This window comes from Kitasatospora sp. NPDC023120, assembly GCF_055560835.1.
In genome coordinates, this window is the sequence record NZ_JBVHHY010000022.1 from 62,134 (window position 1) to 82,850 (window position 20,717).

Here is a 20,717-nt window from a genome sequence, read left to right on the forward strand (position 1 = left end):
CGGGTCACCGTCCGTTGCCGGTCCGGACGGGCGCTACGGGGGCCGGCGCCAGGAGGTGTGGCATGCACAACCAGTGGGACGTGGAGCTGACATTCGACGAGGACGGCGTGCACACGGCGTGCGACGCCAGGCTGACCGGCGCGAGGGCGCCGGGCCTGAGCGCGCACGGTGAGGCCGTGAAGAGCGCCGACGACCGTCCGCTCGCCAGGATCGGCGAGGAGGTCGCGGCCTCCCGCGCCCTGGAGGAGCTGTCCCGCAAGCTGCGGGCCCAGGCCACCGGGGAGATCGACGACGAAGGGCACCGCCCCGGGTACCTGATCTACTGACCAACCGATCCACCGGCGGCGACGGCCGACAGCCGACAGCCGAGAGCCACGGCCGACAGCCACGGCCACGGTCCCGGGCGGCGCGATCACACGGTCGCGAGCGCGCCGCCCGGGGCCGCGGCGTCGGGACCCCCGCGTCGGGGAGCAACGCGGCGCCGTACTGCCGCGCACGGGCGGCGAGTTGTGTCGTGCCCGGCTTCCTCGGCTGTGAAAGCGCCTTCAACAGGCCTATGCCGAAGGGCAACTCGCGCCGCCGACCCGAACCGTGAACAGTCCCTGGCTGCGCCACCAGGGGGCCGCGGAGGACGTCGTCGGGGTCGACGGCGCAGCCGGTGCCGCTGACCACCTCGTGGGCGGGATGTCCCGGGCGACGACGCCAGGGGCCTGGCGGTCCAGCTCGACCACGCGGGCGCGTTGTGGGCCGGACCGGTTCGGCGAAGAACATGCCGATGACGACGTCGACCCGGTTCGCCGGCCCCATGGCCGGCAGCGCGTCCCGCGCGGCGTCCCCGCCCCCGAGGGTCCACGCCGACTTGAGCACCGGGATCGCGAACACCACCGCCGACGCCATCGCATGAGCCGCACTCAGCTGCGACCCGCCCGGCTACTCGAGGTCATCCGGCAACGCTACGGTCACCGCCCGTGCCCCTCCCCGTACGACCCGAGCCGGGCAGGCCGTCAGCCCTGGGCCAGGAAGCCGACGAGGCGCCGGTTCACCTCGGGTGCGGCCGCCATGGGCAGGTTGTGGTGCGTGGCGTTCGGGAGGATCGCGACCTCGGCGGCCGGGAGGGCACGGCGGGCGGTTTCGGCAACCTGCGCTGCATCGTGGGTGCGGCTCCCGGCGGCGAGGAGGGTGAGGACGGGGGTGTCGATGGCGTGGAGGCGGGCGGCGGCCGGGCGGGGGCCGGTGATCACGCGGGAGGCGGGGAAGTCGGCGTAGCCGAGGGCGTAGAGCTCCCGCCAGTCGGGGTCGAGGTGGGCGCCGCCGCCGCTCTCCCAGTCGAGGAAGGCGCGGGCGCGGGCCGGGGTGCGGCGGGGGAGGAAGAGCGGGAGCGCGCGCAGCAGGTAGCCGGGGCGGTAGCCGGCGAAGCACTGGGTGGGGTCGAGCAGGGCGAGTCGGCCGACTCGGGCGGGGGCGTGCAGGGTGTACTCCAGGGCGATCCAGCCGCCGTACGAGTGGCCGCAGAAGTCGGCTTCGGGGACGCCGAGTTCGTCGAGGACGGCGTCCAGCCAGCCGAGCAGTCCGGGGACGCCGTCGAGTGCGGTGCCGTCGTGGACGCTGCGCCCGGGGTCGCCGATGAGGTCGACGGCGAGGACGCGGTGCCCGGCCTCGGCCCAGGCGGCGGCGTTGGCGAACCACATGGTGGAGGTGGCGCCGCCGCCGTGGAGGAGGACGAGCGGGCGTCCGTCCTGCGGGCCGCAGGCGTTGATCCGGGTGGTGCCGTGGGCGGTGCGGACGGTGAGCGCCTCGACCGGGACGGGCCAGCGGGCGAGCAGGGCGTCGTAGGCGGCGAGGAAGGGTGCGATGCGGGCGGACATGACGGGCCTCCGCGGGTGTGGTGTGATGGCGTGCAGAAACACTCGCTCAGCAAGTATCTCGCCTGGCAAGTATCTCGCCCAGTGATTATCTCGTTGGACGAGAGAATAGTCGCACGGGCGTGCTCGAGGAAGGACGACGGGGTGTCCGAGTTTGAGGAGCCGATGCGGCTGGTCCACCTGCTGCGCGGCCTGACGGTCGAACTCGACCTGTTCGGGGCGGAGTTCGCGTCCCGCAGCGGTCTGCACCCGACCGATCTGCGGGCGCTGATCCATCTGCTGGACGCCGCCCGGGCCGGGGAGATGGTCACCCCGGGTCGGCTGGGGGAGGCGCTGCACCTGAACTCGGCGGGGACGACCGGCCTGGTGGACCGGCTGGAGCGGCTCGGGCTGATCCGCCGCGAGCGCGACCCGCAGGACCGGCGCAGGGTGCGGCTGCTGGTGGAGGAACGGGCGATGGAGCTGGGGCAGGGCTTCTTCGGCGGGTTGATCGGCGATCTGCTCGCGGCGATGGGGCGGTTCGAGCCCGCGGAGCTGGGCGCGGCCCGGCGCTTCCTGGAGGCCATGACCGAGGTGGTCGCCGCCGCCAGGCAACAGGAGCGGCAGTAGCGACCGGAGCGGGCGAGGGCCTAGGACGGCCCGAGGGTCCAGCTGATCACCGAGAGCGTCGCCATCGACACCAGCGTCGACCAGAGCACCGCGTCCCGGGCGAGCACCGTGCCCTGCGCGTACTCGCGGGCGTAGGTGTACACGTTCTGCGCGGTCGGCAGCGCGGAGAACAGGACGACGGTGAGGAGCTGGTGCGCGGGCAGGTGGAGCAGCGGGCCGGCCACGGCGAGCGCGACGAGCGGCTGGACCAGGGTCTTGAGCGCGACGATCAGCCCGACCTCGGCGCGGCGCGAACGGCCGTCCGCCGGTGGACGGTTGTGCAGCGAGATGCCGAGGGCGACCAGGGCGGTCGGCACTCCCGCCCCGCCGAGCAGCTCGCAGGAGCGGTTCAGCTCGGCGGGCAGGTGCGCCCCGGTCGCGGAGACGACGGCGCCGAGCGCGGTGGCGAGCAGGATCGGGTTGCGCACCGGCAGGGTGAGCAGGGCCCGGCGGCCGGCCGCGCCGCCGTCCAGCACAGCGAGGGCGGCGGGGGTGACCAGCAGGATCTGGAACAGCACCACGGGAGCCACGAAGGAGGCGTCTCCGATGACCTGCATGGTCACCGGTATGCCCAGGTTGGCGGAGTTGACGTACCCCGAGGCCATCGAGCCGATGGCCAGTTCGCCGGGCTTGCGCCGGAAGAGCAGGCGCCCGGCGAGCAGCCCGAGACCGGTCGCGACGGCGGTGCCGGCGGCGAAGGCGAGCATCGACGGGTTGGCGAACTTCCCCAGCGAGGTGCGGGAGATCATCAGGAACAGCGCGGCCGGCATCGCCACGTGGAAGACGAAGCGGTTCAGCACCGTCTCGGCCTGCGGCCCGAGCAGCCTGGTACGGCCGACGACGTAACCGGTCCCGGTCAGCGCCCAGATCGGGGCGAAGGCGGACAGCAGCGGATGCAGGGATGGCATGGTTCCTCGGATCGCTCGGACGTCTCTGCCGGGTGCGGTGGGGGTCTCCCGCCGGGGGCGTCGACTCCGGGCCGGTGGACCCTCCGAGCCGTGAACCCCCGGGGCAGTAAACCAGTGGCCGTCGACCCGTCGATCACGGGCCTACCATGAGCCGAGGGCGAGCCCAGGGGGCGAGCCGACGGACGAGCGGACGAACGAGCCGAGGGGTGAGCGGGTGGCGAACGAGTACCTGAGCCTGTCCGACGTGGAGACGATCGCGCGCGGCGCCCACCGGGGGCAGGTGGACAAGAACGGCCACCCGTACGGCGAGCACATCGCGGCGGTGGCGCACGGGACGGCCGCGCGCGGCGGCAGCGAGGCGCAGATCGCGGCCGGCTGGCTGCACGACACCGTCGAGGACGACCGGTTGAGCCGGGAGTGGCTGGCCGCGGCCGCGCTGCCGGCAGAGACCAAGGCGATCGTGGACGCGCTCACCCGGCGTCCGGAGGAGCCGCTCGAGGAGTACACCGCGCGCATCCTGGCCACGCCCGGCGCCCTGCTGGTCAAGCGCGCCGACCTGGCCCACAACTCCGACCCGGCCCGGCTGGCCTCGCTGGACCGGGCGACCGCCGAGCGGTTGGTCGCCAAGTACGCGCGGATGCGCGACCTGCTGGGGTTGACCGACGAGCTGTAGGACGGGCTGGAGGGGGAAACCACGAGAGGGCCCGGGCCACGCGGATCGCGCGGGTCCGGGCCCTCTCGGGCACCCCGGTGGTCCCTGTCCGACCCCCGGGGTGAGGGGGAGTGGTCAGGGGGCGGGAGGGGATCGGTGAGCCGATGGGGCCGGCTTAGTACCAGTGGTGGGTCTGCCAGAAGGCCCAGGCGGCGTTCGGGCTGCCGTAGCGGGAGTTCATGTAGCCCAGCGCCCACTTGATCTGGGTCTTGGGGTTGGTCTTCCAGTCGGCGCCGGCCGAGGCCATCTTGGAGCCCGGCAGCGCCTGGGCCAGGCCGTACGCGCCGGAGCTCGGGTTGGTCGCGGTGACGTTCCAGCTCGACTCGTGGGAGATGATCTGGCTGAACGAGGCCAGCTGGTTCGCCGGGACGATCTGGGCGGCGATCGCCTGCGGCGAGAGGGTGGCGGCGTTGGCGGTGGCGGGCAGGACACCGGCGCCCAGGGCGGTCAGACCGGCGGCGCCGGCGAGAATCGCGGCCGAAGTACGCATACGGAGCTTGAAAGCGGGCATGAAGAACAAGACCTCAATCAGGTTGGGCCGGGTCACGCCCCGCCCAGGACCACGGCCGGACAGGGGCCGAAACGGTCACGGGGCGTGACTCGGCGGTAAGCCGTTCACCGGCGGGACAGGAGCCGGTGCGGCTGGCGACGAGAGCCATTGTTGCCAGACCGGATCGGCGGTCGCCAAGACCCCCTCGTTACGACCGACAGTCGTATGGAGGCGGGTTGCCGTGGATTCGAAGGGCCGGTCGCGCCACGTGCGTCGACCGGCTCTGACCTGCGCGTATGTGGGAGATGTGGGGTGCCATAGGACAGCCCGGCAGCGTCTACTACGGCCCGTCGTGGTCGCTGATTCCGTGTGAGCGCACTCACCGTGCGGGCCCACGGAGCCGTCACCCGGGGCCCCGGGGGAAACACTTTGGGTGCAGACGATCAGCCCTGCACTGAGACCGGCGCCACACCCCCGGAGGTGGACGGCTACCGCAGATCGCCCAGTCGCCGGTGGCGGGCGGCCCGGGCCGCGAGCCGGTCCGCGTCGGGCGTCGCCGCGAGGGCGCCGAGCGCCGCGCCGACGGCCAGGCCGAGCCGGGTGCAGAAGGCCTCGGGCTCGTCGGCGGCGTCCGGCAGCTCCGGGACCACCTCGTCCACCAGTCCGACCTCCGCCAGGTCGTGCGCCCCGATGCCCTGCGCCCGGGCCAGCTCGGCCGCGTGCTCGCCGTCCCGGTGGACGATCGCCGAGGCGCCCTCCGGCGGCAGCGGCGCCAGCCAGGCGTGGCTCGCGGCGAGCACCCGGTCGGCCGGGAGCAAGGCGAGCGCGCCGCCGCCCGAGCCCTGGCCGAGCAGCACCGCGAGGACGGGGGTGCGCAGCGCCAGGAGGGTGGTCAGGCAGTGCGCGATCTCCACCGCGATGCCGTCCCGTTCGGCCTCGGCGGACAGCTCGGCCCCGGCCGTGTCCACCACGGTGACCAGCGGCAGCCCGAGCTGCTCGGCCAGGCGCGCGGTGCGGCGCACCGCCCGCAGGTCGGCGGCGGTGAAGGGGCGCTCGTGCTCGGCGGTCTGCCGCTGCTGGCCGACGACCAGGACGGGCCGGCCGCCGAGGACGGCCAGTGCGCGGACCAGCGCACCGCCGCGCCCGCCGGGGGCGTCCAGCAGCACCAGCTCCTCGGCGGCGTGCCGCAGGAACTCGCGGGTGCCCGGGCGGTCCGGGCGGCGGGTGCGGCGCACGGCGTCCCAGGCGTCGGGGTGCTCGGGGGTGTCCTCTGCAAGCGGGACGGGCGTGGCGAGGGTGTCCGTCGAAGGGGGTGGCGGCGTCGTGGCGAGGACGGCGAGCGTGCGGCGGACCAGCTCGCGCAGCTCCTGCGGCGGTACCACGGCGTCCACCAGTCCGTGCGCGGCCAGCATCTCGGCCCGCTGGACGTCCGGAGGCAGCTCCACGCCGCGCAGTTCCTCGTACACGCGCGGGCCGAGGAAGCCGAGCCGGGCACCCGGCTCGGCGAGGACCAGCTGTCCGAGCGTGCCCCAGGAGGCGAAGACCCCGCCCATGGTGGGGTTGCGCAGATAGGTGAGGTAGGGGAGGCCGGCCGCGCGGTGGGCCTGGACCGCGGCGGTGACGCGCAGCATGCAGAGGAAGGCGGCGGAGCCCTCCTGCATCCGGGTGCCGCCGGAGACCGGCAGGGCGAGCAGCGGCAGCCGCTCGGCGGTGGCGCGCTCGACGGCCCGGGTGATCCGCTCGGCGGTCGCCACGCCGATCGAGCCGCCGAGGAAGCCGAACTCGGACGCGACCAGGGCGACCGGCCGTCCGTCGATCAGTCCGAGGCCGGTGAGGACGGCCTCGTCCAGGCCGGTCCGCTCGCGGGCCCGGTCGAGCGAGGCGCGGTAGCCGGGGTCGGTGGGAGGAGCGGGGTCGGTGAGGGGAGTGGAAGGAGCGGGGACGGGAGGCTGGGCAGCCGGCGGCTCGTCCCAGCTGTGGAAGCTGCCGGGGTCGACCAGCAGCCCGATCAGCTGGTGTGCGGTGAGTGCCGTCCGCGCCGTGGGCGTGGTGTTCCCGTTCGCAGCCATGTCGTCCACCCCGTCAGAGATCGTTCCGGCCCGCCGTGATCCGTCACTCTATGCGGCGCGGTCCGGGCGGGGAGAGCCCGGGGCGTGGGTCGACGGCGGTCGACCCTTGTGCCGTGCGGATGGTTCGTAGGCGGCCTGGGGGTGAGCCGGTCGGAGGTGGGAATACGGGTCAAGTCCCCGCAGATAAAGGGGAGTTACTCGCCGGTTAATACTTCGGTGGAGGGCTTCCGGAGTTGACGGTGTCTCGCCACACTGGGGGCATGACTCGCACTCTACGCGCGTGGAAGTCCCGCGCTGCCGCCGTCACCGCCGTCGCCCTGATGACCCTCGCGCCGCTCGCCGTCGCCACCGAGGCGCACGCCACCGTGAGCGGCTCGGTCTGCCTCTCCGACCTGCCGTCGGAGGCCACCGACACCCTGGACCTGATCGCCTCCGACGGGCCGTTCCCCTACTCCCAGGACGGCGTGGTCTTCCAGAACAGAGAGCACGTCCTGCCGACCGAGTACTACGGGTACTACCACGAGTACACGGTCGTCACCCCGGGCTCCCCGACCCGCGGCGCCCGCCGGATCGTGACCGGCCAGGGCTACCAGGAGGACTACTACACCGGCGACCACTACGCCACGTTCTACCTCGTCGACCAGGGCTGCTGACCGGCCCCGCACCACGGCGGCCCCGGCGCACTTCCCCGCCGGGGCCGCCCCCGTACCGCCCCCGTACCGCCGTCGGCCCGCGCTGCGTCCTGGGCCCGCGTCCTGGACCTGCGCCCCGGACTCGACGACTCCGAGGGGCAGTTGGCTCGCGCGCCGCTGCCCTTCCGCCCGCTTGCTAGGGTCGGGTGCATGGCACCGAGCAGCGCGAACCCCCCGGGACGGCTCCGGCGAGACGCGCAGCGCAACCGCGACCTGCTGCTCGCCGCCGCCCGCGACATGTTCTCCCGGCACGGCCTGGACGTGCCGCTGGACCAGATCGCCAAGGAAGCCGGCGTCGGCAACGCCACCCTCTACCGGCACTTCCCGACCCGCGAGGCGCTGATCGGCGAGGTGTTCGCCGACGCCGGCGCCGGCCTGGCCACGGCGGGGGAGGAGGCACTCGCCGCAGCGGACGCCTGGACCGGCCTCGAGCGGTACTTCGAGCGGATCTTCGAACTCGTCGCCGCCGACCGGGGCATCAACGACCTCGTCACCCAGGGCATCCCGACCATCCCCGGCATGATCGAGATCAGCCGGCAGCACGCCACCACCGTCGGCACCCTCATCGCCCGCGCCCAGGACCAGGGCGCCATGCGCCGCGACGTGGTCACCATGGACCTGCTGTTCCTGCTCGGCCCCCTCTGCCGCGCCCTGCCCGCCGCCACCGAGCTGCGCCCCGACCTCTGGCGCCGCTACCTCGCCCTGCTCCTGGACGGCTTCCGCGCCCGGGCCACCCACCCGCTGCCGGTCCCGCCGATCGGCGAGGAGCACCTGGACCGGATGTTCGCCGACCTCTGGGAGGCGGAGCCCCCGGAGGCCTGAGGGACGCGGCCCCCGGTATCAGGGACGCGTACGGAACGCCGGGTGCCGCGTCAGGGTCTCGTCAACGGCCGGTGGTCGTACAGTCGCGGGGCGCTTCGCTGGGGTGCGGCGGGAGCGTGGTCGGGCGCTCCGGCGGGAGAGGCACTCCAGCGGGAAGGGCAGGGGCCACGACATGGTGGACGACGTGGACCGCGTGCGGAGCAGCGCGCGCGAAGGCCGGATCGTGGTCGGCGTCAGCGGCTCGCTCGGCAGCCTCGCCGCCCTCCACCACGCCGTCGCCGAAGCCCGCCGTACGGACGCCGAGGTGCTCGCGGTCCTCTGCTGGATCCCGCCCGGCGACGAACTCGGCTACCGTCGCACCCCCTGCCCGCCGGTGATCACCGCCGGACGCGACGCCGCCGTGGCCCGACTGCGGCAGGCCCTGGACGAGGCCTTCGCCGGCCGGTACGCGGGCGTCCGGCTGCGCTGCCAGGCCGTCCGCGGCGACACCGGGCACACCCTGGTGCGATGTGCCGACCGCCCCGGCGACCTGCTCGTCCTCGGCGCCGGACGCGAACGCGGCCGCCTCGCCCGGCTGGTGCACCCGTCCGTCACCGCCTACTGCGTCCGGCACGCGACCTGCCCGGTGCTGGCGGTCCCGCACCCGCCGCTGCAGCGGGACCTGGAGACTCTCGAGCGCGGACAGGGGCTGCGGGCACCGGCCGCAGGGAACTGACCGGGGGCCCAGGGGCGATGGCCTCCCGACGGCCGGTGCCGCTACGAGAGCCCGGCGGCCTCGGCGAGGACGGCGGCGGTGCGGCGGCCGGCCGCCAGGGTGTCGGCGTCGGTGGCGGGGACGCAGCGTCGGGCCTCGGGGCTGTAGACGGTCATCACCACGCCCGCGTGGTCGGTGGGGAGTTCGAGCAGTGCGGCGGTGGGTACCGCGGCGCTCAGCTTGCGGGTGTGCTCGACGTCCACGATGTCGTCCGCCGTGCCGTGCACCAGCCAGAGCGGCACGGGCGACGGGCCCGCGGACAGGTGGTCGAGCGGGGCGTCGCCGGTGGTGACGGCCGGGTCGGCGTAGTGCGAGGCGATCCCGACGGCGGCGGTGGGTCGGAGTTCGGCCGGGGTGTCCGGGTGGGTGGCCACGGCGATCGCCTCCCGACCGCCCATCGACCACCCGGCCAGCACGAAGCGGTCCGGGTCCCCGCCGAAGTCGGCGGCGATGCGGCGGGCCCGGGTGAGGGAGGCGAGCAGCTCGGCGGCGCCGCGGTCCTCCCGCGCGGAGTCGAAGTCCGGGACGAGCACCAGCAGCCCGAGCCCGGCGGCCTCCCGGGCCAACGGCCGCAGTACATCCCGCTCGTCCGGCCCGCTGCCGTGCCAGAGCAGCACGACGGGCGCCGGCCCGTCGGTGCCGGCGGTCGGCCGGTGAACATCCAACAGCCGCCCGTCCGCGTACGGAACGACCTCGGATGGAGCGCTCGTCATGCGGGGTTCGCCTCCGATTCGGTGACTGATCATCGAGCTGCTACTGTACTTCCTGTCGCGAGGGAGACGATCTCTCGCCAGGCGTCAGTGGTGCTACCAGAGCACGTCCTACTTTCAGTAGGAAGAGTCCGTGCGATCCGGGCCTGGCGCTCCGATTGTCGGACGGGGTTCGGTGCCTTTCACAGGTGCCGGGCCCCGTTCGCGTTTCCGAGACGGACCAGTTCTTCCTCGCTGAGCGCCAGTTCCCCCGCGGTGGCGGAGTCGCGGATGGTCTCGGGGCGGCTGGCGCCCGGGATCGGGATGGTCACCGGGGAGGTGGCGAGGAGCCAGGCGAGGGCGACGCGCTGCGGGCTGACTTCGCGTTCGGCGGCGATCGCCGCGAATTCCTCGCCGGCCCCGCCGAGTTCGTCGGAGCGGCCGATGCCGCCGAGCGGGCTCCAGGGGAGGAACGCCAGGCCCAGTTCGGTGCACAGATCGAGCACCGGCTGGTGCTTGCGGACGGCGGGGGAGTACTCGTTCTGCACCGAGACCAGGGCGTCGCCGAGGATCTCGCGGGCCAGCCGGACCTGCGTGACGTCGACGTTGGAGATGCCGGCCGCGCGGATCTTGCCCTCCTCGTAGAGCTCCCGGATCGCGCCGAGCGAGTCGGCGTACGGGACGGTCCGGTCCGGGTGGTGCTGCTGGTAGAGGCCGATCGCCTCGACGCCGAGGCGGCGCAGCGAGCCTTCGCACGCGTGCTTGAGGTGGGCCGGGTCACCGTTGACGGTCCAGGAGCCGTCGCCGGGGCGGCCGCGGCCGCCCTTGGTGGCGACCAGGACGCGGTCGGCGTCCGGCCCGTAGGCGGCGAGGGCCCGGGCGATCAGTTCCTCGTTGTGGCCGTACTCGTCGGCGTGCCAGTGGTAGGAGTCGGCGGTGTCGATCAGGGTGATGCCCGCGTCGAGGGCGGCGTGGACGGTGGCGATGGCGCGGGCCTCGTCCGGACGGCCCTCGACGGAGAGCGGCATCGCGCCGAGGCCGATGGCGCTGGTGGCGACGGTGCCGAGGAGTCGCGTGGTCGTGCTGCTGGTGGTCATGCGGGGAGCTCCTGTCCACGGGTGGCGGCGAGCAGGCCGGGCAGCCAGTCGCGGGTGTGCGAGAGGGGGTGGCCGAGCCGCTGGGCCCGGGAGTTGTCCATGCCGTAGTAGCGGTCGAAGGAGAACGGGGAGGCCTGCTGCCCGGGCTCGGGCGCGGTGGTGCGGTACGGGCGGCCGGCGGCGAGCAGGTCGCAGAGGTCGGTGGCGGACAGTTCGCCGTGCGAGGAGAGGTTGACCGGGCCGGTGAACTGCTCGCCCGCGGCCCACGCCAGGAAGGCGGCGGCCTCGGTCTCGTGGGTGTAGGAGGAGGGCAGGTTCTCCGGGTGCACCAGGACGGGTGCGCCCGACTCGATCCGCTCGGCGTAGTGGGCCAGCCGCCCGGTGAAGTCGGCGGCGCCGAGGACGTGCCCGAGCCGGACGGAGACGAACGGGAACGCCCCGCTGCGGGTGAACACCGCCTCCGCCTGCCGCTTGCCCTCGCCGTACGAGGACTCGACGAACTCTGCCTCTGTCCAGGGGAGTTCGAGTCGCACCGGCCACTCGGCCGGGTCGACGGCGGATTCGGCGAGCGGGTGTCCCGCCGGGTGCGGCTCGCCGGTGTCGTAGACCTCGATGGTGGAGGTCATCAGATAGCGGCCGGCCCGTCCGGCGAAGGCGCGGACGGCGAGTTCGGCGTGCCGCGGGGTGTAGCAGACCTGGTCGATCACCGTGTCGAAGTCGCGCCCGGCGAGTGCGGCGGTCAGCGCCGCTTCGTCCGCGCGGTCGGCGACGAGCGGTGTGACACCCGGCGGGGGCGGCGCCGAGCCGCGGTTGAGCACACTGACCCGGGCTCCGGAGTCGCGTAGCCGGGTGACCAACTGCCGTCCGAAGTACCGGTTTCCCCCGATGACGAGCACGTTTTCCATGCTCATAAGTGTTATGGTGCGGCGCGGTTCGATGAAGGGGTGATCGTGGGAGTTCAGGCGCTGCGACCGAAAGACCAACGGCAGTCCGGCGGTTCGGCCGACGATTCGTCGGTGGGCTCCCGGAGCGGTTCCGGCAGCGGTTCCGGCAGCGGTCTGGACGCGGTCGATCTGCGGCTGCTGGAGCTGCTCCAGTCCGAGGGACGGATCACGCTCAGCGAGCTGGGCCGGCGGGTGAACCTCAGTCCGGCCGCGGTCGGCGAGCGGGTGCGCCGGCTGGAGGCGAACGGCACGATCACCGGGTACGCGGCGCAGGTCGCGCCCGAGCGGCTGGGGTACGGCATCCGGGCCTTCGTCCGGGTCTCGCCGCACGCCCGGATGACGGTGAAGTACCTGCGCAGCCAGGACCTGCTGCACCGGCCGGAGGTGCTGGAGGTGCACCACGTGATCGGCGAGGACTGCTGGGTGTTCAAGGTCGCCGCGCGGGACACCTCCCACCTGGAGGAGCTGATCGAGCTGATCTCGGTGCTCGGCCGGACGACGACCTCGTTGATCCTCTCCTCGCCGGTGGACCAGCGGGTGCTCCTCCCTTCGGACTGACGAGCCGGGGACGGACCGGATACCGCGGGGGACCGGTTGGCGGGGGACCGGGCAGCAGGAGTCCGGACAGCAGGGGACCGGACAGCAGGGGACCGGACAGCGGGTCAGGACGGCTGCCGGTCGGAGCCCAGCTCGCGCGAGATCCGCAGTCCGACCTGCGCCACGACCGGCCCGAGGGCGCGCACCCGGGCCGCCGTCATCCGAGAGGTGAGCCCGGAGACGGAGAGCGCCGCCGTCACCTCGCCGGTGTGGTCGAAGATCGGCGCGGCGACGCAGCGCACCTCGGGTTCGTTCTCCCGGTCGTCGATGGAGTGGCCGCGGGTGCGGATCCGGGCGAGGTCGGCGCGCAGCCGGGTCTCGTCGGAGATGGTCCAGGCGGTCACCGGGCGCAGGCCGGCCGCGACCACCTCGGTGACGGCTTCCTCCGGCAGCCAGGCGAGGATCGCCTTTCCGGTGGCGGTGCAGTAGGCGGGGGCCCGGCTGCCGACCCGGGAGGCCATCCGGACGTTGGTCTCGTCCTCCACCTTGTCGAGGTAGACGATCCCCGGAGCCTGCCAGACGGTCAGGTGCACGGTCTCGCCGGCCTCGCGCTGGAGGCGGCGCAGGTAATCGGCGGCGACGCTGCGCAGGTCGAGGGTGCGGCGTCCACGCTGATGACGGTTCCGGTGCTGGTCTTCTTCGTCGCGGTGCAGCGCAAGCTGGTGTCCGGGCTGGCGGGCGCGGTGAAGGACTGATCGGCCGGTGCCCGGTCAGCCGCTCCGGTGGACGAATGCGTGGGCCTCGCGGGCCAGCCGGGACCAGGACAGCGAGGAGGCCGGGTCGAGGGCGAGCCACTCGCGCATCGGGCGGCCCTTGCCCGCGTCGAAGCGGGTGCCCGCACCGGCCGCCACCAGTTCGTCCACCCGGGTCCGCGGCAGCTTGAGGACCAGGCGGCCGTCGGACAGCATCGCGAAGATGTGGCCGTCGGCCTTGAGGGCGGCGGAGCCGAAGCGGCGGCCGGGGGTCGGCTCGGTGACACCCGGGAGGTCACCCAGCTCCTGGGTCAGGGCGGCGAATCGTTGCTCGGGGTCCGGCTGGGTACGGGTCATCTCAGGCCGCCTCCGCGGACTCGTCGGGCGGGGACTCCGGGGACGGGACCTCGTGCGCGGAGACCTCGTGGGTCGGGACCTGGTGCGACGGGACCTCGTGGGGCGGGACGGAGACCAGGACGAACTCCGCGCCCGCGTCGTCCCGGACGAGGGCGGCGCGGCCGTACGGCGTCGGCTCGGGCCCGGTGAGGACGGTGCCGCCGAGGTCGCGCAGCCGCTCGGCCGCGCGGTCGGTGTCGGCGGTGCCGAAGTGGGCCAGCCAGCTCGCGTCCGCGGCGGACGGGCCGGTGCCGGACGGGCCGATGCCGGACGGGCCGGTGGCCGATGGCCCGGTGCCGGACGGGCCGATGCTGCAGGCGGGGTGGCCGGCGGCCCGGGCGAGGGTGTGGCCAGCCCGCGGCCGGCCGTAGGTGTAGCCGAAGACGCGGTGGTAGAAGGCGCGCGCGGCGTCCGGGTCGGGGGAGAGGTGCTCGTTCCAGGCGAGGGCGCCGGGCTCGTCGACCAGGCCGGCGCCGTCGATGGTGCCCGCCTGCCAGAGGCCGAAGGCCGCGCCGAGTGGGTCGACGGCGAGCGCGGCCCGGCCCTGGTCGGGCACCTCGTACGGCTCGCGGACGATCCGGCCGTCCGCGGCGCGGACGAGTGCGGCGGTACGGCGCAGGTCGGCGCAGGCGAGGTGGGTGGTCCAGGCGTCGGGCCGGGCGGTGTCCACGGGCGGACCGATGGCCGCGACCTGGGCGCCGCACCGGGTGGCAACGGCCTCGGCGGGCCCGGTCGGGACGAAGTCCCAGTCGAACAGCGCGCCGTAGAAGCGCTGCGCCCGTGGGGCGTCCGTGGTCGCGAGCACGACCCAGCACGGGACGCCCTCGCGGTACCTGCCCGCCTTCGGCATGCCGCCCTCCTCGGTGCCACCGGTCCCAATCGTCAGCCTCCGCGCCGGGCGGGTGGGCGGCAACCGGGGGCCGGTCGGGGGCCGGTACGGGGCCGGGCAGGGGCTCAGGCAACGCCGTGCGGCCGGAACTGGATGCTGATCCGCGGGCCCACCGGGCGGGCGGTCTTGGGGATCGCGTGCTCCCAGGTGCGCTGGCAGCTGCCGCCCATCACCACCAGGTCCCCGTGGCCGAGCGGCCGGCGGACGACCGTCCCGCCGCCGAACCGGGGCCGCAGCGCCAGGATGCGCGGCTCGCCGACGGAGAGGATCGCCACCATGGTGTCCTCGCGGGCGCCGCGCCCGATCCGGTCGCCGTGCCAGGCCACGCTGTCCCGGCCGTCGCGGTAGTAGCAGAGGCCGAGGGTGCGGAACGGCTCGCCCAGCTCGTCCGCGTAGTGCCGACTCAGGGCGGTGCGGGCCTGTCCGAGCACCGGGTGCGGCGGCTCGGCCTCCGCCGGGTACGAAGCCAGCAGGCGGGGGACGTCGACCATCCGCTCGTACATCTCGCGGCGCTCGGCCCGCCAGGGCACCGTCGCGGCCAACTGTTCGAACAGCTCGTCGGCGCCGTGCAGCCAGCCCGGCAGCACGTCCAGCCAGGCTCCGTCGCCGAGCACCTGCCGGCGCAGGCCGTCGAGCGGGCCGAGGCGGATGCCGTCGTGCTCCGCGTCGTCGAACAGCGAGGGCTGGAGGTGGAGGGTGCCGTGCATGGGGTCAGCGTACGCCCTTGTTCGAGCAAACGTTCGAATGAGTTCGGTGTGGTTTGGCTCGCCCCCTGCCTCGGGTGGTGGTCGCGCGAGTCGGGTGGTGTCCGTTCCGGGGTCGCTAGCCTGCGGTCATGGCGATCAACGGCTTCGGCGTGACCGAGTTCCAGCTGGTGCTGCTGCGCCGGATGGCCGACTTCCAGCCCGGACTGGTGGAGGAGGCGGTGCGGCGGCTGGGGGCCACCCGGGCCTCGATGCGGGAGGCGAACAAGCGCTGGCAGGCGATGGTCCGGGCGCCCCGGTTCCCGCGCGGGGCCGCCCGGTACGCCGCCGTGCTCGGGCCGGCCGAGACGAGTGTGCCGCGGCGGATCGGGGACCTCGCGTGCACCGCGCGGCAGTGGGCGCTGCCGCTCTGGCCCGAGCTGCGGTTCGAGGTGCTGCTGAGCCCGGCGGAGATCGGCTCGCCGGTGCTCAACGAGTGGCTGGTGCGGGCGGCCGGCGTACCGCCGCCCGCGCTGCGCACGCTCGCCGACCTGGTGCCGTGGGGCTGTGTGGTGGACGACGTGGGTGCCGCGTTCCCGCCCGCCGTGCCGCGTGAGGAGAGCGCGCCGACCCGGTTCCGGCTGGACTTCGACGCCCCGGACGGTGCCGGGCGGGTGCGGCCGTGGACGGCGGACTTCACCTGGGGGCTGCTCCAGGAGGTCCGGCCGGCGGACGGGGCAAGCCCTCAGGTGGGCGAGTGATGCAAGGCGATATTCAGTTAAGGCCTTCGATTTGTAGGTCAACGCTGAAGTGTGGCAGCATAATCGCAGACACTGCAGGAACTTGACATCGGAAAGTGAAGGATCATGTCGGACGGCGCCCGCGTCATCGTCGGAGTAAGCGGCTCACTGCACAGCCTGACCGCCCTGCACCGGGCGGCGGAGGAGGCCCGGGTCCGGCGGGCCGTCCTGGTCCCGGTGCTCGCCTGGATGCCGGTCGGCGGCGAGCGCAACTACCGGGCGCGGCCGTGCCCGCCGCTGCTCCGCGCCTGGCAGGACCTCGCCGACGCCCGGATGGAGCGCGCGCTGGAGCAGGCCTTCGGCGGGCTCCCGATCGGGGTGCCGGTGCGGCCGCTGGTCGTGCGCGGCGAGCCCAGTGCGGTGCTGACCGAACTGGCCGACCGCCCGGGCGACCTGCTGGTGGTCAGCACCGGCGAGCAGGACGGCGTGCGGGCCCGGCTGCGCGGGCTGACGCGGCGCTCGGTCACTCGCCGCTGCCTGGACCAGGCGGGCTGCAGCGTGCTCGTCGTCCCGCCGTCCACGCTGCACGACGACCTGCGCGCGCTGAACCGCGGCATCGACCTGCGGGAGCTGGTCGCGGCCTGACGAAACGTCAGGAGCTGTGCACTGTCCGGCCGTTGACCACCGTACGGGTGGGGAGCAGATCGCGCAGCGCGTCCGCCGGGCAGTCCAGCGGATCGATCGGCCACACCGTGAGGTCGGCGAACGCCCCCGGTCGCAGGCTTCCGCGGACGGCGCTCTCGCCGGTCAGCCGGGCCGCGTTGACGGTGTGCAGCGCGACCGCCTCGGACCGGTCGATCGCGTGCTCGGGGCCGACCACCCCGGCCGTGGTGCCCCGGGTCGTCATGCCCCACACCGAGACCATCGCGCCGTACGGGCCGACCGGGAAGTCCGAGCCGCCGGTGAGCAGCGCGCCCTCGTCCAGCCACTCGCGCAGCGGGAAGAGCGCGGCGGTGCGCTCCTCGCCCCAGGCCTGCTGCTGGGTGAGCGCGCCGTCGTGCAGCAGCGGGTGCTGGACGGTCACCGGGATGCCGAGCGCGATCGCCCGGGCCCGCTGGTCGGGGCGGGCCAGGCCGCCGTGCTCGACCACCAGTGTGCCGGGAGCCAGGCCCGGGCGGCGCTTGAGCACCTGCTCGAAGACGTCCAGCAGCACCCGCAGACCGCGGTCGCCCCAGGCGTGCACGCCCACCCGCCAGCCGCGCTCGACCACCCGGTCCACCGCCGCGAGCAGCTCGTCGGGCTCCCAGAGCAGCCGGCCGTGGTAGCACGGCTGCCCCTGGTACGGCTCCTCCAGCGCGCCCGCCTCGAAGCCGCCGTCGATGCCGAACTTGACGCCCCACAGTCGGAGTCGGCCGTCGTCGCGGCCGTCCGCCCGCCATGCGTCCATCCGGTCCAGCAGGGCGTCCACCTGCTCGGTCGTCCGGGCGGCGAAGCCGGAGACCAGCGCCCGGACCCGGACGGCGAGCGCGCCCTCGGCCCGGGCCGCGTCCAGCACGTCGAGGTCCTCCACCGGGACGAGGCAGTCCCTTACGGTGCCGATCCCGGTGGCGGCGTAGTCCGCGGACGCGGCGCGCAGCCCGTCGATCCGCTCCGCGAGGGTGGGACGCGGCAGCACCCGCTCGACCAGCTCGACCGCCCGGTTGATCAGCCGACCGGTGAGCCGCCCCTGCCCGTCGCGCTCGATCACACCGCCGGACGGGGCCTCGGTGGCCCCGGTGATCCCGGCCAGCCGCAGCGCGGCCGAGTTGAGCACCATGTTGTACGCGCCGCGGCGCACCAGCACCGGGTGCTCGGGGGCGGCGCCGTCCAGCTCCTCGATGGTGGGCATCCGCTGCTCGGCGAGCAGCACCTCCTGCCAGTTCACCGTGGTGTGGATCCACTCCCCGGCGGGCGTACGGGCGGCGCGCTCGTGGATCAGCCCCAGGAATCCGGCGAGGTCGCCGGCCCGGTGGACGGGCACGCCGTGGACGCTCTGCGCGGCCAGGATCAGATGGGTGTGGGTGTCGTCGAAGGCGGGCAGCACGGTCGCGCCCGGGGCGTCCAGGACCTCGGTGGCCGGTCCGACCAGCGCGTCCAGGCCGTCGGGCGCGGGGGAGAGCGCGGTGATCCGGCCGTCGGTGACGGCGATAGCGCGCAGCGGCGGCTCGCCGGGCACCAGGGTGTGCACGGCGGCGGCACGGATCAGCAGGTCGGCGTGGGGGTGGGGGGTCATGACGGCTCCTGGGGGTGGGACAGACCGGTGACCTTCTCGACGTACCGCAGGCTGGGTTCGGCGAGCAGCCCGTGCAACTCGGCGAAGACCGCGCGGGCGGGGACGGCGTTCCAGTCGGCGGGCAGCAGTTCTGCGGGCAGCCCGGGGTCCAGGTAGGGCAGGCGGCGCCACCGGGTGAGCATCGGGACGTAGGTGCGGAACGCCTCGGCGGGGTCGGTCCGGGGCCGGTGCTCCGACGGCTGGTCCGTCCGGGGCTGCTCGGCCGTCCCTGGCTCCTCGGCCGTCCGCAGTTCTCCGTCCGGCCGCAGCTCTTCGGCCACCGGGCGCCAGGTGTCGGTGAAGGCCGCGTACTGCGCCTCGATCGCCGGGAGGTCCCACCAACTCGCCACCGCCGTCCGGAGATCGGCGAAGCCGGCGTACTCGGCGGAGAGGAAGAGGTGGACGTAGGCGCTCAGTCCGAGGCGCTCCAGCAGCCGGCGGGCGTCCGGCAGCAGCCGGGCGGGGGCCAGCCAGACGCCGGGGGCGGCGTTGCCGAAGCCGAGCCAGCTGAGCCGGGAGCGCAACTGGTGGCGGTGGGCGCGTTCGGACTCGGGCACTGAGAAGACCGCCACCACCCAGCCGTCGGCGAGCTCGGCGGGCTCCAGGCTGTGGAAGATCCGGCGGTCGCCCTCCTCGAACACCGGGTCCATCGCCGGGGCGAGCCGGTAGCCGGTTCCCGCGCGGCGTTCCTGGAGCAGGGTGCCCGCTTTCTTCAGCCGGGAGATCGCCGAGCGGACCGCCGGGCCGTCGACGTCCAGTTCGGCCATCAGGGCGATCAGGTCGGCGATGGATATCCAGCCCCCGAGGCGGCGGACGAACTCGCCGTAGACGGTGTGGATCAGGGAACTCGGCCGGGGCGTGCTCTCCGACATGCGTGGGCGCTCCTCCCCGGCGATCGGCGGTGACCCGGTGACGCGGTGACCCGGTGCCCGGGTGGTCGGCGGCACGGCAACCGGGCGACCCGGTGCCCCGGTGACCGCTGGCGATCATAGCGGTGGTCGCGGAGGTTCAGGCCTCCGCGTAGGCGCCGGAGAGCAGGTGCCCGGCCCCGGGTGCGAAGGCGGGCAGGCCGAGGGCGCGGAGCAGCTGGTGCGCGGTGCAGATCGCGGCCGAGACCACCGGCTTGCCCAGCTGCTGCTCGGCCTCCTCGACGGCGGACAGCGACGGCATCTGCACGCACGCGGAGAGCACCACGGCGTCCGCCTCGGCGTGCGCGAGACCGCGGGCGATCGCGGGCAGCCGGGCCGGGTCGTGGGCGGCCACGTCGAGGTTGTCGGCGATCTCCAGGGCGGCGTGGTCGAGCACCTCGATGCCCTCCTCGGCGAGGTAGTCCACCACCGTCCGGGCCAGCGGGCGCAGGTACGGGGCGACCATCGCGACCTTCCGGGCACCGAGCGTCCGCAGCCCGGTGACCAGGGCCCCGGCGCTGGTCACCACGGGCGCGGCGGCACCGTTCTCGACGGTGCGCCGGTGCAGCCGCTGCTCGGCCTCGCGGTGGTAACCGGGGCCGGTGGCCATCACGGCGACCAGGCAGGCGTAGCCGATCACGTCCACCCGGGCGTCCGAGAGCTCGGCGGCACAGCGGTCGGACTCGCCGTCCATGGCGCGCAGTTGCTCGGGGGTGACCCTGGTCATCCGCATCCGGCTGGAGTGGAAGGTGAAGCGCTCGGGGGCGACCGCCTCGCGGGCCCGCAGCAGGGCCGGGACCTCGGTCTCCATGGTGACGTTGGAGCTGGGGACGATCTGGCCGATCCGGTACGGCGGCATCAGCGGGTGCTCCCTTCAGGGGGCTTCGGTCTTCAGCGGGGCGATCCTCAGGTCGTCAGCGGGCGTCGATCACCGGGTTGGCGAGCGTGCCGATCCGCTCGATGGTGGCCTCCACCAGGTCGCCGGGCTGCAGGAACTGCGGCGGTACCATCCCGGCGCCGACGCCCGAGGGGGAGCCGGTGGAGATCACGTCGCCCGGCTCCAGGGTGACGCCGGAGGAGATGTCGGCGATCAGCCTGGCGATGCCGAACAGCATGTGGCGGGTGTTGGAGTCCTGCCGCAGCTCGCCGTTGACCTTCAGCGAGAGGTCGAGCCGCTGCGGGTCGGGGATCTCGTCGGCGGTCACCACGACCGGGCCGAACGGCGCGTAGCTGTCCTGGCCCTTGGAGAAGAACCACTGCCCGGAGCGGCGCTGGTCGCGGGCGCTGATGTCGTTGACGATGCTGTAGCCGAACACGTGCCGCAGGGCGTCCCGTTCGGCGACCTGGAAGGCGGGTTCGCCGATCACCACGGCGAGTTCGCACTCCCAGTCGAGCTGCTTGGTGAGGTTCGCGTTGTGCCGGATCGGCTGGCCGGGGCCGATGACGGCGGTGGACGGCTTGCCGAACAGCACCGGGCGGTCCGGCAGTTCGCGGTCGGTGTCCAGGGTGCGGTGCGACTCGGCCACGTGCTCCACGTAGTTGAGGCCGATGCCGATGATCTTGCCGGGGCGCAGTGGCGCGCGCAGCGACACCTCGGCGAGTGGCCGCGTGGGCGGTGTCCCGGCGGTCAGCCGGCGCGCGGTGGCCAGGGCCGGCTCCCCGGCGCGGATCAACCCGAGGAGGTCGCCCGGCAGTTCGGCTCCGACGGCGTAGGCCAGGGCGGTGAGGTCGGCGACCCGGTCCCCGGCGATCAGTGCGCCGAGGCGCGGGGTGTCGTCCCCGTCCGCGCAGTAGGTCAACAGGTGCATGGTGGT

The 20,717-nt window shown here is 74.2% G+C and carries 25 protein-coding genes; 10 read left to right on the forward strand and 15 right to left on the reverse strand.

Features of this window, described 5'->3' with window-relative positions; translation table 11 throughout:
• The first annotated feature begins 62 nt into the window (after window positions 1–62).
• On the forward strand, window positions 63–326 hold the full coding sequence (locus tag ACZ3TI_RS29110) for a dsRBD fold-containing protein (RefSeq protein WP_350524766.1): 264 nt from the start codon (window positions 63–65) through the stop codon (window positions 324–326).
• 678 nt (window positions 327–1,004) lie between these two features.
• On the opposite strand, the gene ACZ3TI_RS29115 is transcribed toward ACZ3TI_RS29110, so the two are convergent.
• Complete coding sequence (locus ACZ3TI_RS29115) at window positions 1,005–1,865, reverse strand: alpha/beta fold hydrolase (RefSeq protein WP_465731308.1); 861 nt, start codon at window positions 1,863–1,865, stop codon at window positions 1,005–1,007.
• Window positions 1,866–2,027: 162 nt separating this feature from the next.
• Between ACZ3TI_RS29115 and ACZ3TI_RS29120 the strand changes: the two genes are divergently transcribed.
• Window positions 2,028–2,471 (forward strand): MarR family winged helix-turn-helix transcriptional regulator, encoded by a 444-nt coding sequence (locus ACZ3TI_RS29120; RefSeq protein ID WP_465731469.1) that lies wholly within the window; start codon window positions 2,028–2,030, stop codon window positions 2,469–2,471.
• A 20-nt stretch (window positions 2,472–2,491) separates the two neighbouring features.
• Here the strand turns inward: ACZ3TI_RS29120 and ACZ3TI_RS29125 are convergent, their stop codons facing one another.
• Entirely contained in the window at window positions 2,492–3,418 is a 927-nt protein-coding gene (locus tag ACZ3TI_RS29125; RefSeq protein ID WP_465731310.1) for an AEC family transporter, read from the reverse strand.
• 214 nt (window positions 3,419–3,632) lie between these two features.
• Between ACZ3TI_RS29125 and ACZ3TI_RS29130 the strand changes: the two genes are divergently transcribed.
• Complete coding sequence (locus ACZ3TI_RS29130; protein ID WP_465731312.1) at window positions 3,633–4,091, forward strand: HD domain-containing protein; 459 nt, start codon at window positions 3,633–3,635, stop codon at window positions 4,089–4,091.
• Between the two features lie 154 nt (window positions 4,092–4,245).
• Here the strand turns inward: ACZ3TI_RS29130 and ACZ3TI_RS29135 are convergent, their stop codons facing one another.
• Together ACZ3TI_RS29135 and ACZ3TI_RS29140 are read right to left on the reverse strand one after the other, a co-directional pair.
• The gene (locus tag ACZ3TI_RS29135; protein ID WP_465731314.1) at window positions 4,246–4,620 is read right to left on the reverse strand and encodes an aggregation-promoting factor C-terminal-like domain-containing protein; all 375 of its coding nucleotides are present in this window, start codon (window positions 4,618–4,620) and stop codon (window positions 4,246–4,248) included.
• 488 nt (window positions 4,621–5,108) lie between these two features.
• On the reverse strand, window positions 5,109–6,689 hold the full coding sequence (locus ACZ3TI_RS29140) for a carboxyl transferase domain-containing protein (protein ID WP_465731317.1): 1,581 nt from the start codon (window positions 6,687–6,689) through the stop codon (window positions 5,109–5,111).
• Window positions 6,690–7,009: 320 nt separating this feature from the next.
• Here ACZ3TI_RS29140 and ACZ3TI_RS29145 point away from each other — a divergent pair, with 320 nt between their 5' ends.
• From ACZ3TI_RS29145 to ACZ3TI_RS29155, 3 genes are all read left to right on the forward strand, one after another.
• Window positions 7,010–7,342: a ribonuclease domain-containing protein gene (locus ACZ3TI_RS29145; RefSeq protein WP_465731471.1), complete on the forward strand. Its 333-nt coding sequence runs from the start codon at window positions 7,010–7,012 to the stop codon at window positions 7,340–7,342.
• Window positions 7,343–7,531: 189 nt separating this feature from the next.
• Window positions 7,532–8,203, forward strand: a complete 672-nt coding sequence (locus ACZ3TI_RS29150; RefSeq protein ID WP_465731319.1) for a TetR/AcrR family transcriptional regulator — start codon at window positions 7,532–7,534, stop codon at window positions 8,201–8,203.
• A 172-nt stretch (window positions 8,204–8,375) separates the two neighbouring features.
• Window positions 8,376–8,918 carry a universal stress protein gene (locus ACZ3TI_RS29155; protein ID WP_465731321.1) on the forward strand — a complete coding sequence of 181 codons (543 nt, stop codon included), beginning with the start codon at window positions 8,376–8,378 and terminating at the stop codon, window positions 8,916–8,918.
• 41 nt (window positions 8,919–8,959) lie between these two features.
• Here the strand turns inward: ACZ3TI_RS29155 and ACZ3TI_RS29160 are convergent, their stop codons facing one another.
• The 3 genes from ACZ3TI_RS29160 to ACZ3TI_RS29170 all read right to left on the reverse strand — a co-directional run bounded on the left by ACZ3TI_RS29160 (window position 8,960) and on the right by ACZ3TI_RS29170 (window position 11,648).
• A complete protein-coding gene (locus tag ACZ3TI_RS29160; protein ID WP_465731323.1) occupies window positions 8,960–9,670 on the reverse strand; it encodes an alpha/beta hydrolase in 711 nt (236 codons plus the stop codon).
• Between the two features lie 179 nt (window positions 9,671–9,849).
• A complete protein-coding gene (locus ACZ3TI_RS29165; protein ID WP_465731325.1) occupies window positions 9,850–10,743 on the reverse strand; it encodes an aldo/keto reductase in 894 nt (297 codons plus the stop codon).
• Complete coding sequence (locus ACZ3TI_RS29170; RefSeq protein WP_465731327.1) at window positions 10,740–11,648, reverse strand: NAD-dependent epimerase/dehydratase family protein; 909 nt, start codon at window positions 11,646–11,648, stop codon at window positions 10,740–10,742. Before ACZ3TI_RS29170 ends, ACZ3TI_RS29165 begins: the two co-directional genes overlap by 4 nt.
• Window positions 11,649–11,759: 111 nt before the next feature.
• Between ACZ3TI_RS29170 and ACZ3TI_RS29175 the strand changes: the two genes are divergently transcribed.
• The gene (locus tag ACZ3TI_RS29175) at window positions 11,760–12,245 is read left to right on the forward strand and encodes an Lrp/AsnC family transcriptional regulator (RefSeq protein ID WP_465731329.1); all 486 of its coding nucleotides are present in this window, start codon (window positions 11,760–11,762) and stop codon (window positions 12,243–12,245) included.
• 104 nt (window positions 12,246–12,349) lie between these two features.
• On the opposite strand, the gene ACZ3TI_RS29180 is transcribed toward ACZ3TI_RS29175, so the two are convergent.
• On the reverse strand, window positions 12,350–12,874 hold the full coding sequence (locus ACZ3TI_RS29180) for an IclR family transcriptional regulator (RefSeq protein WP_465731473.1): 525 nt from the start codon (window positions 12,872–12,874) through the stop codon (window positions 12,350–12,352).
• Here ACZ3TI_RS29180 and ACZ3TI_RS29185 point away from each other — a divergent pair.
• Window positions 12,812–12,979, forward strand: a complete 168-nt coding sequence (locus ACZ3TI_RS29185; RefSeq protein ID WP_465731331.1) for a hypothetical protein — start codon at window positions 12,812–12,814, stop codon at window positions 12,977–12,979. The genes ACZ3TI_RS29180 and ACZ3TI_RS29185 overlap by 63 nt on opposite strands.
• Before the next feature lie 15 nt (window positions 12,980–12,994).
• Here the strand turns inward: ACZ3TI_RS29185 and ACZ3TI_RS29190 are convergent, their stop codons facing one another.
• From ACZ3TI_RS29190 to ACZ3TI_RS29200, 3 genes are all read right to left on the reverse strand, one after another.
• Window positions 12,995–13,333: a TfoX/Sxy family protein gene (locus tag ACZ3TI_RS29190; RefSeq protein ID WP_465731333.1), complete on the reverse strand. Its 339-nt coding sequence runs from the start codon at window positions 13,331–13,333 to the stop codon at window positions 12,995–12,997.
• 1 nt (window position 13,334) lies between these two features.
• The gene (locus tag ACZ3TI_RS29195; RefSeq protein WP_465731335.1) at window positions 13,335–14,222 is read right to left on the reverse strand and encodes a VOC family protein; all 888 of its coding nucleotides are present in this window, start codon (window positions 14,220–14,222) and stop codon (window positions 13,335–13,337) included.
• 104 nt (window positions 14,223–14,326) lie between these two features.
• Entirely contained in the window at window positions 14,327–14,968 is a 642-nt protein-coding gene (locus tag ACZ3TI_RS29200; protein WP_465731337.1) for an alpha-ketoglutarate-dependent dioxygenase AlkB, read from the reverse strand.
• A gap of 128 nt (window positions 14,969–15,096) precedes the next feature.
• Between ACZ3TI_RS29200 and ACZ3TI_RS29205 the strand changes: the two genes are divergently transcribed.
• Window positions 15,097–15,705, forward strand: coding sequence for a hypothetical protein (locus tag ACZ3TI_RS29205; protein WP_465731339.1), 609 nt, complete (start codon window positions 15,097–15,099; stop codon window positions 15,703–15,705).
• A 105-nt stretch (window positions 15,706–15,810) separates the two neighbouring features.
• Window positions 15,811–16,329: a universal stress protein gene (locus tag ACZ3TI_RS29210; RefSeq protein WP_465731341.1), complete on the forward strand. Its 519-nt coding sequence runs from the start codon at window positions 15,811–15,813 to the stop codon at window positions 16,327–16,329.
• A 7-nt stretch (window positions 16,330–16,336) separates the two neighbouring features.
• Here the strand turns inward: ACZ3TI_RS29210 and ACZ3TI_RS29215 are convergent, their stop codons facing one another.
• The 4 genes from ACZ3TI_RS29215 to ACZ3TI_RS29230 all read right to left on the reverse strand — a co-directional run bounded on the left by ACZ3TI_RS29215 (window position 16,337) and on the right by ACZ3TI_RS29230 (window position 20,711).
• The gene (locus ACZ3TI_RS29215; RefSeq protein ID WP_465731343.1) at window positions 16,337–17,956 is read right to left on the reverse strand and encodes an amidohydrolase; all 1,620 of its coding nucleotides are present in this window, start codon (window positions 17,954–17,956) and stop codon (window positions 16,337–16,339) included.
• Window positions 17,953–18,867 (reverse strand): PaaX family transcriptional regulator, encoded by a 915-nt coding sequence (locus ACZ3TI_RS29220; protein ID WP_465731345.1) that lies wholly within the window; start codon window positions 18,865–18,867, stop codon window positions 17,953–17,955. Before ACZ3TI_RS29220 ends, ACZ3TI_RS29215 begins: the two co-directional genes overlap by 4 nt.
• 136 nt (window positions 18,868–19,003) lie before the next feature.
• The gene (locus tag ACZ3TI_RS29225; protein WP_465731347.1) at window positions 19,004–19,762 is read right to left on the reverse strand and encodes a maleate cis-trans isomerase family protein; all 759 of its coding nucleotides are present in this window, start codon (window positions 19,760–19,762) and stop codon (window positions 19,004–19,006) included.
• Window positions 19,763–19,817: 55 nt separating this feature from the next.
• Window positions 19,818–20,711, reverse strand: coding sequence for a fumarylacetoacetate hydrolase family protein (locus ACZ3TI_RS29230; protein ID WP_465731349.1), 894 nt, complete (start codon window positions 20,709–20,711; stop codon window positions 19,818–19,820).
• Window positions 20,712–20,717: the final 6 nt, after the last annotated feature.

Coding starts and splice junctions, on each gene's coding strand:
- ACZ3TI_RS29110 (WP_350524766.1), top strand. CDS start 63: ATGCACAACCAGTGGGACGTGGAGCTGACATTCGACGAGGACGGCGTG.
- ACZ3TI_RS29115 (WP_465731308.1), bottom strand. CDS start 1,865: ATGTCCGCCCGCATCGCACCCTTCCTCGCCGCCTACGACGCCCTGCTC.
- ACZ3TI_RS29120 (WP_465731469.1), top strand. CDS start 2,028: ATGCGGCTGGTCCACCTGCTGCGCGGCCTGACGGTCGAACTCGACCTG.
- ACZ3TI_RS29125 (WP_465731310.1), bottom strand. CDS start 3,418: ATGCCATCCCTGCATCCGCTGCTGTCCGCCTTCGCCCCGATCTGGGCG.
- ACZ3TI_RS29135 (WP_465731314.1), bottom strand. CDS start 4,620: ATGCGTACTTCGGCCGCGATTCTCGCCGGCGCCGCCGGTCTGACCGCC.
- ACZ3TI_RS29140 (WP_465731317.1), bottom strand. CDS start 6,689: ATGGCTGCGAACGGGAACACCACGCCCACGGCGCGGACGGCACTCACC.
- ACZ3TI_RS29145 (WP_465731471.1), top strand. CDS start 7,010: ATGACCCTCGCGCCGCTCGCCGTCGCCACCGAGGCGCACGCCACCGTG.
- ACZ3TI_RS29150 (WP_465731319.1), top strand. CDS start 7,532: ATGGCACCGAGCAGCGCGAACCCCCCGGGACGGCTCCGGCGAGACGCG.
- ACZ3TI_RS29155 (WP_465731321.1), top strand. CDS start 8,376: ATGGTGGACGACGTGGACCGCGTGCGGAGCAGCGCGCGCGAAGGCCGG.
- ACZ3TI_RS29160 (WP_465731323.1), bottom strand. CDS start 9,670: ATGACGAGCGCTCCATCCGAGGTCGTTCCGTACGCGGACGGGCGGCTG.
- ACZ3TI_RS29165 (WP_465731325.1), bottom strand. CDS start 10,743: ATGACCACCAGCAGCACGACCACGCGACTCCTCGGCACCGTCGCCACC.
- ACZ3TI_RS29170 (WP_465731327.1), bottom strand. CDS start 11,648: ATGGAAAACGTGCTCGTCATCGGGGGAAACCGGTACTTCGGACGGCAG.
- ACZ3TI_RS29190 (WP_465731333.1), bottom strand. CDS start 13,333: ATGACCCGTACCCAGCCGGACCCCGAGCAACGATTCGCCGCCCTGACC.
- ACZ3TI_RS29195 (WP_465731335.1), bottom strand. CDS start 14,222: ATGCCGAAGGCGGGCAGGTACCGCGAGGGCGTCCCGTGCTGGGTCGTG.
- ACZ3TI_RS29200 (WP_465731337.1), bottom strand. CDS start 14,968: ATGCACGGCACCCTCCACCTCCAGCCCTCGCTGTTCGACGACGCGGAG.
- ACZ3TI_RS29205 (WP_465731339.1), top strand. CDS start 15,097: ATGGCGATCAACGGCTTCGGCGTGACCGAGTTCCAGCTGGTGCTGCTG.
- ACZ3TI_RS29210 (WP_465731341.1), top strand. CDS start 15,811: ATGTCGGACGGCGCCCGCGTCATCGTCGGAGTAAGCGGCTCACTGCAC.
- ACZ3TI_RS29215 (WP_465731343.1), bottom strand. CDS start 17,956: ATGACCCCCCACCCCCACGCCGACCTGCTGATCCGTGCCGCCGCCGTG.
- ACZ3TI_RS29220 (WP_465731345.1), bottom strand. CDS start 18,867: ATGTCGGAGAGCACGCCCCGGCCGAGTTCCCTGATCCACACCGTCTAC.
- ACZ3TI_RS29225 (WP_465731347.1), bottom strand. CDS start 19,762: ATGCCGCCGTACCGGATCGGCCAGATCGTCCCCAGCTCCAACGTCACC.
- ACZ3TI_RS29230 (WP_465731349.1), bottom strand. CDS start 20,711: ATGCACCTGTTGACCTACTGCGCGGACGGGGACGACACCCCGCGCCTC.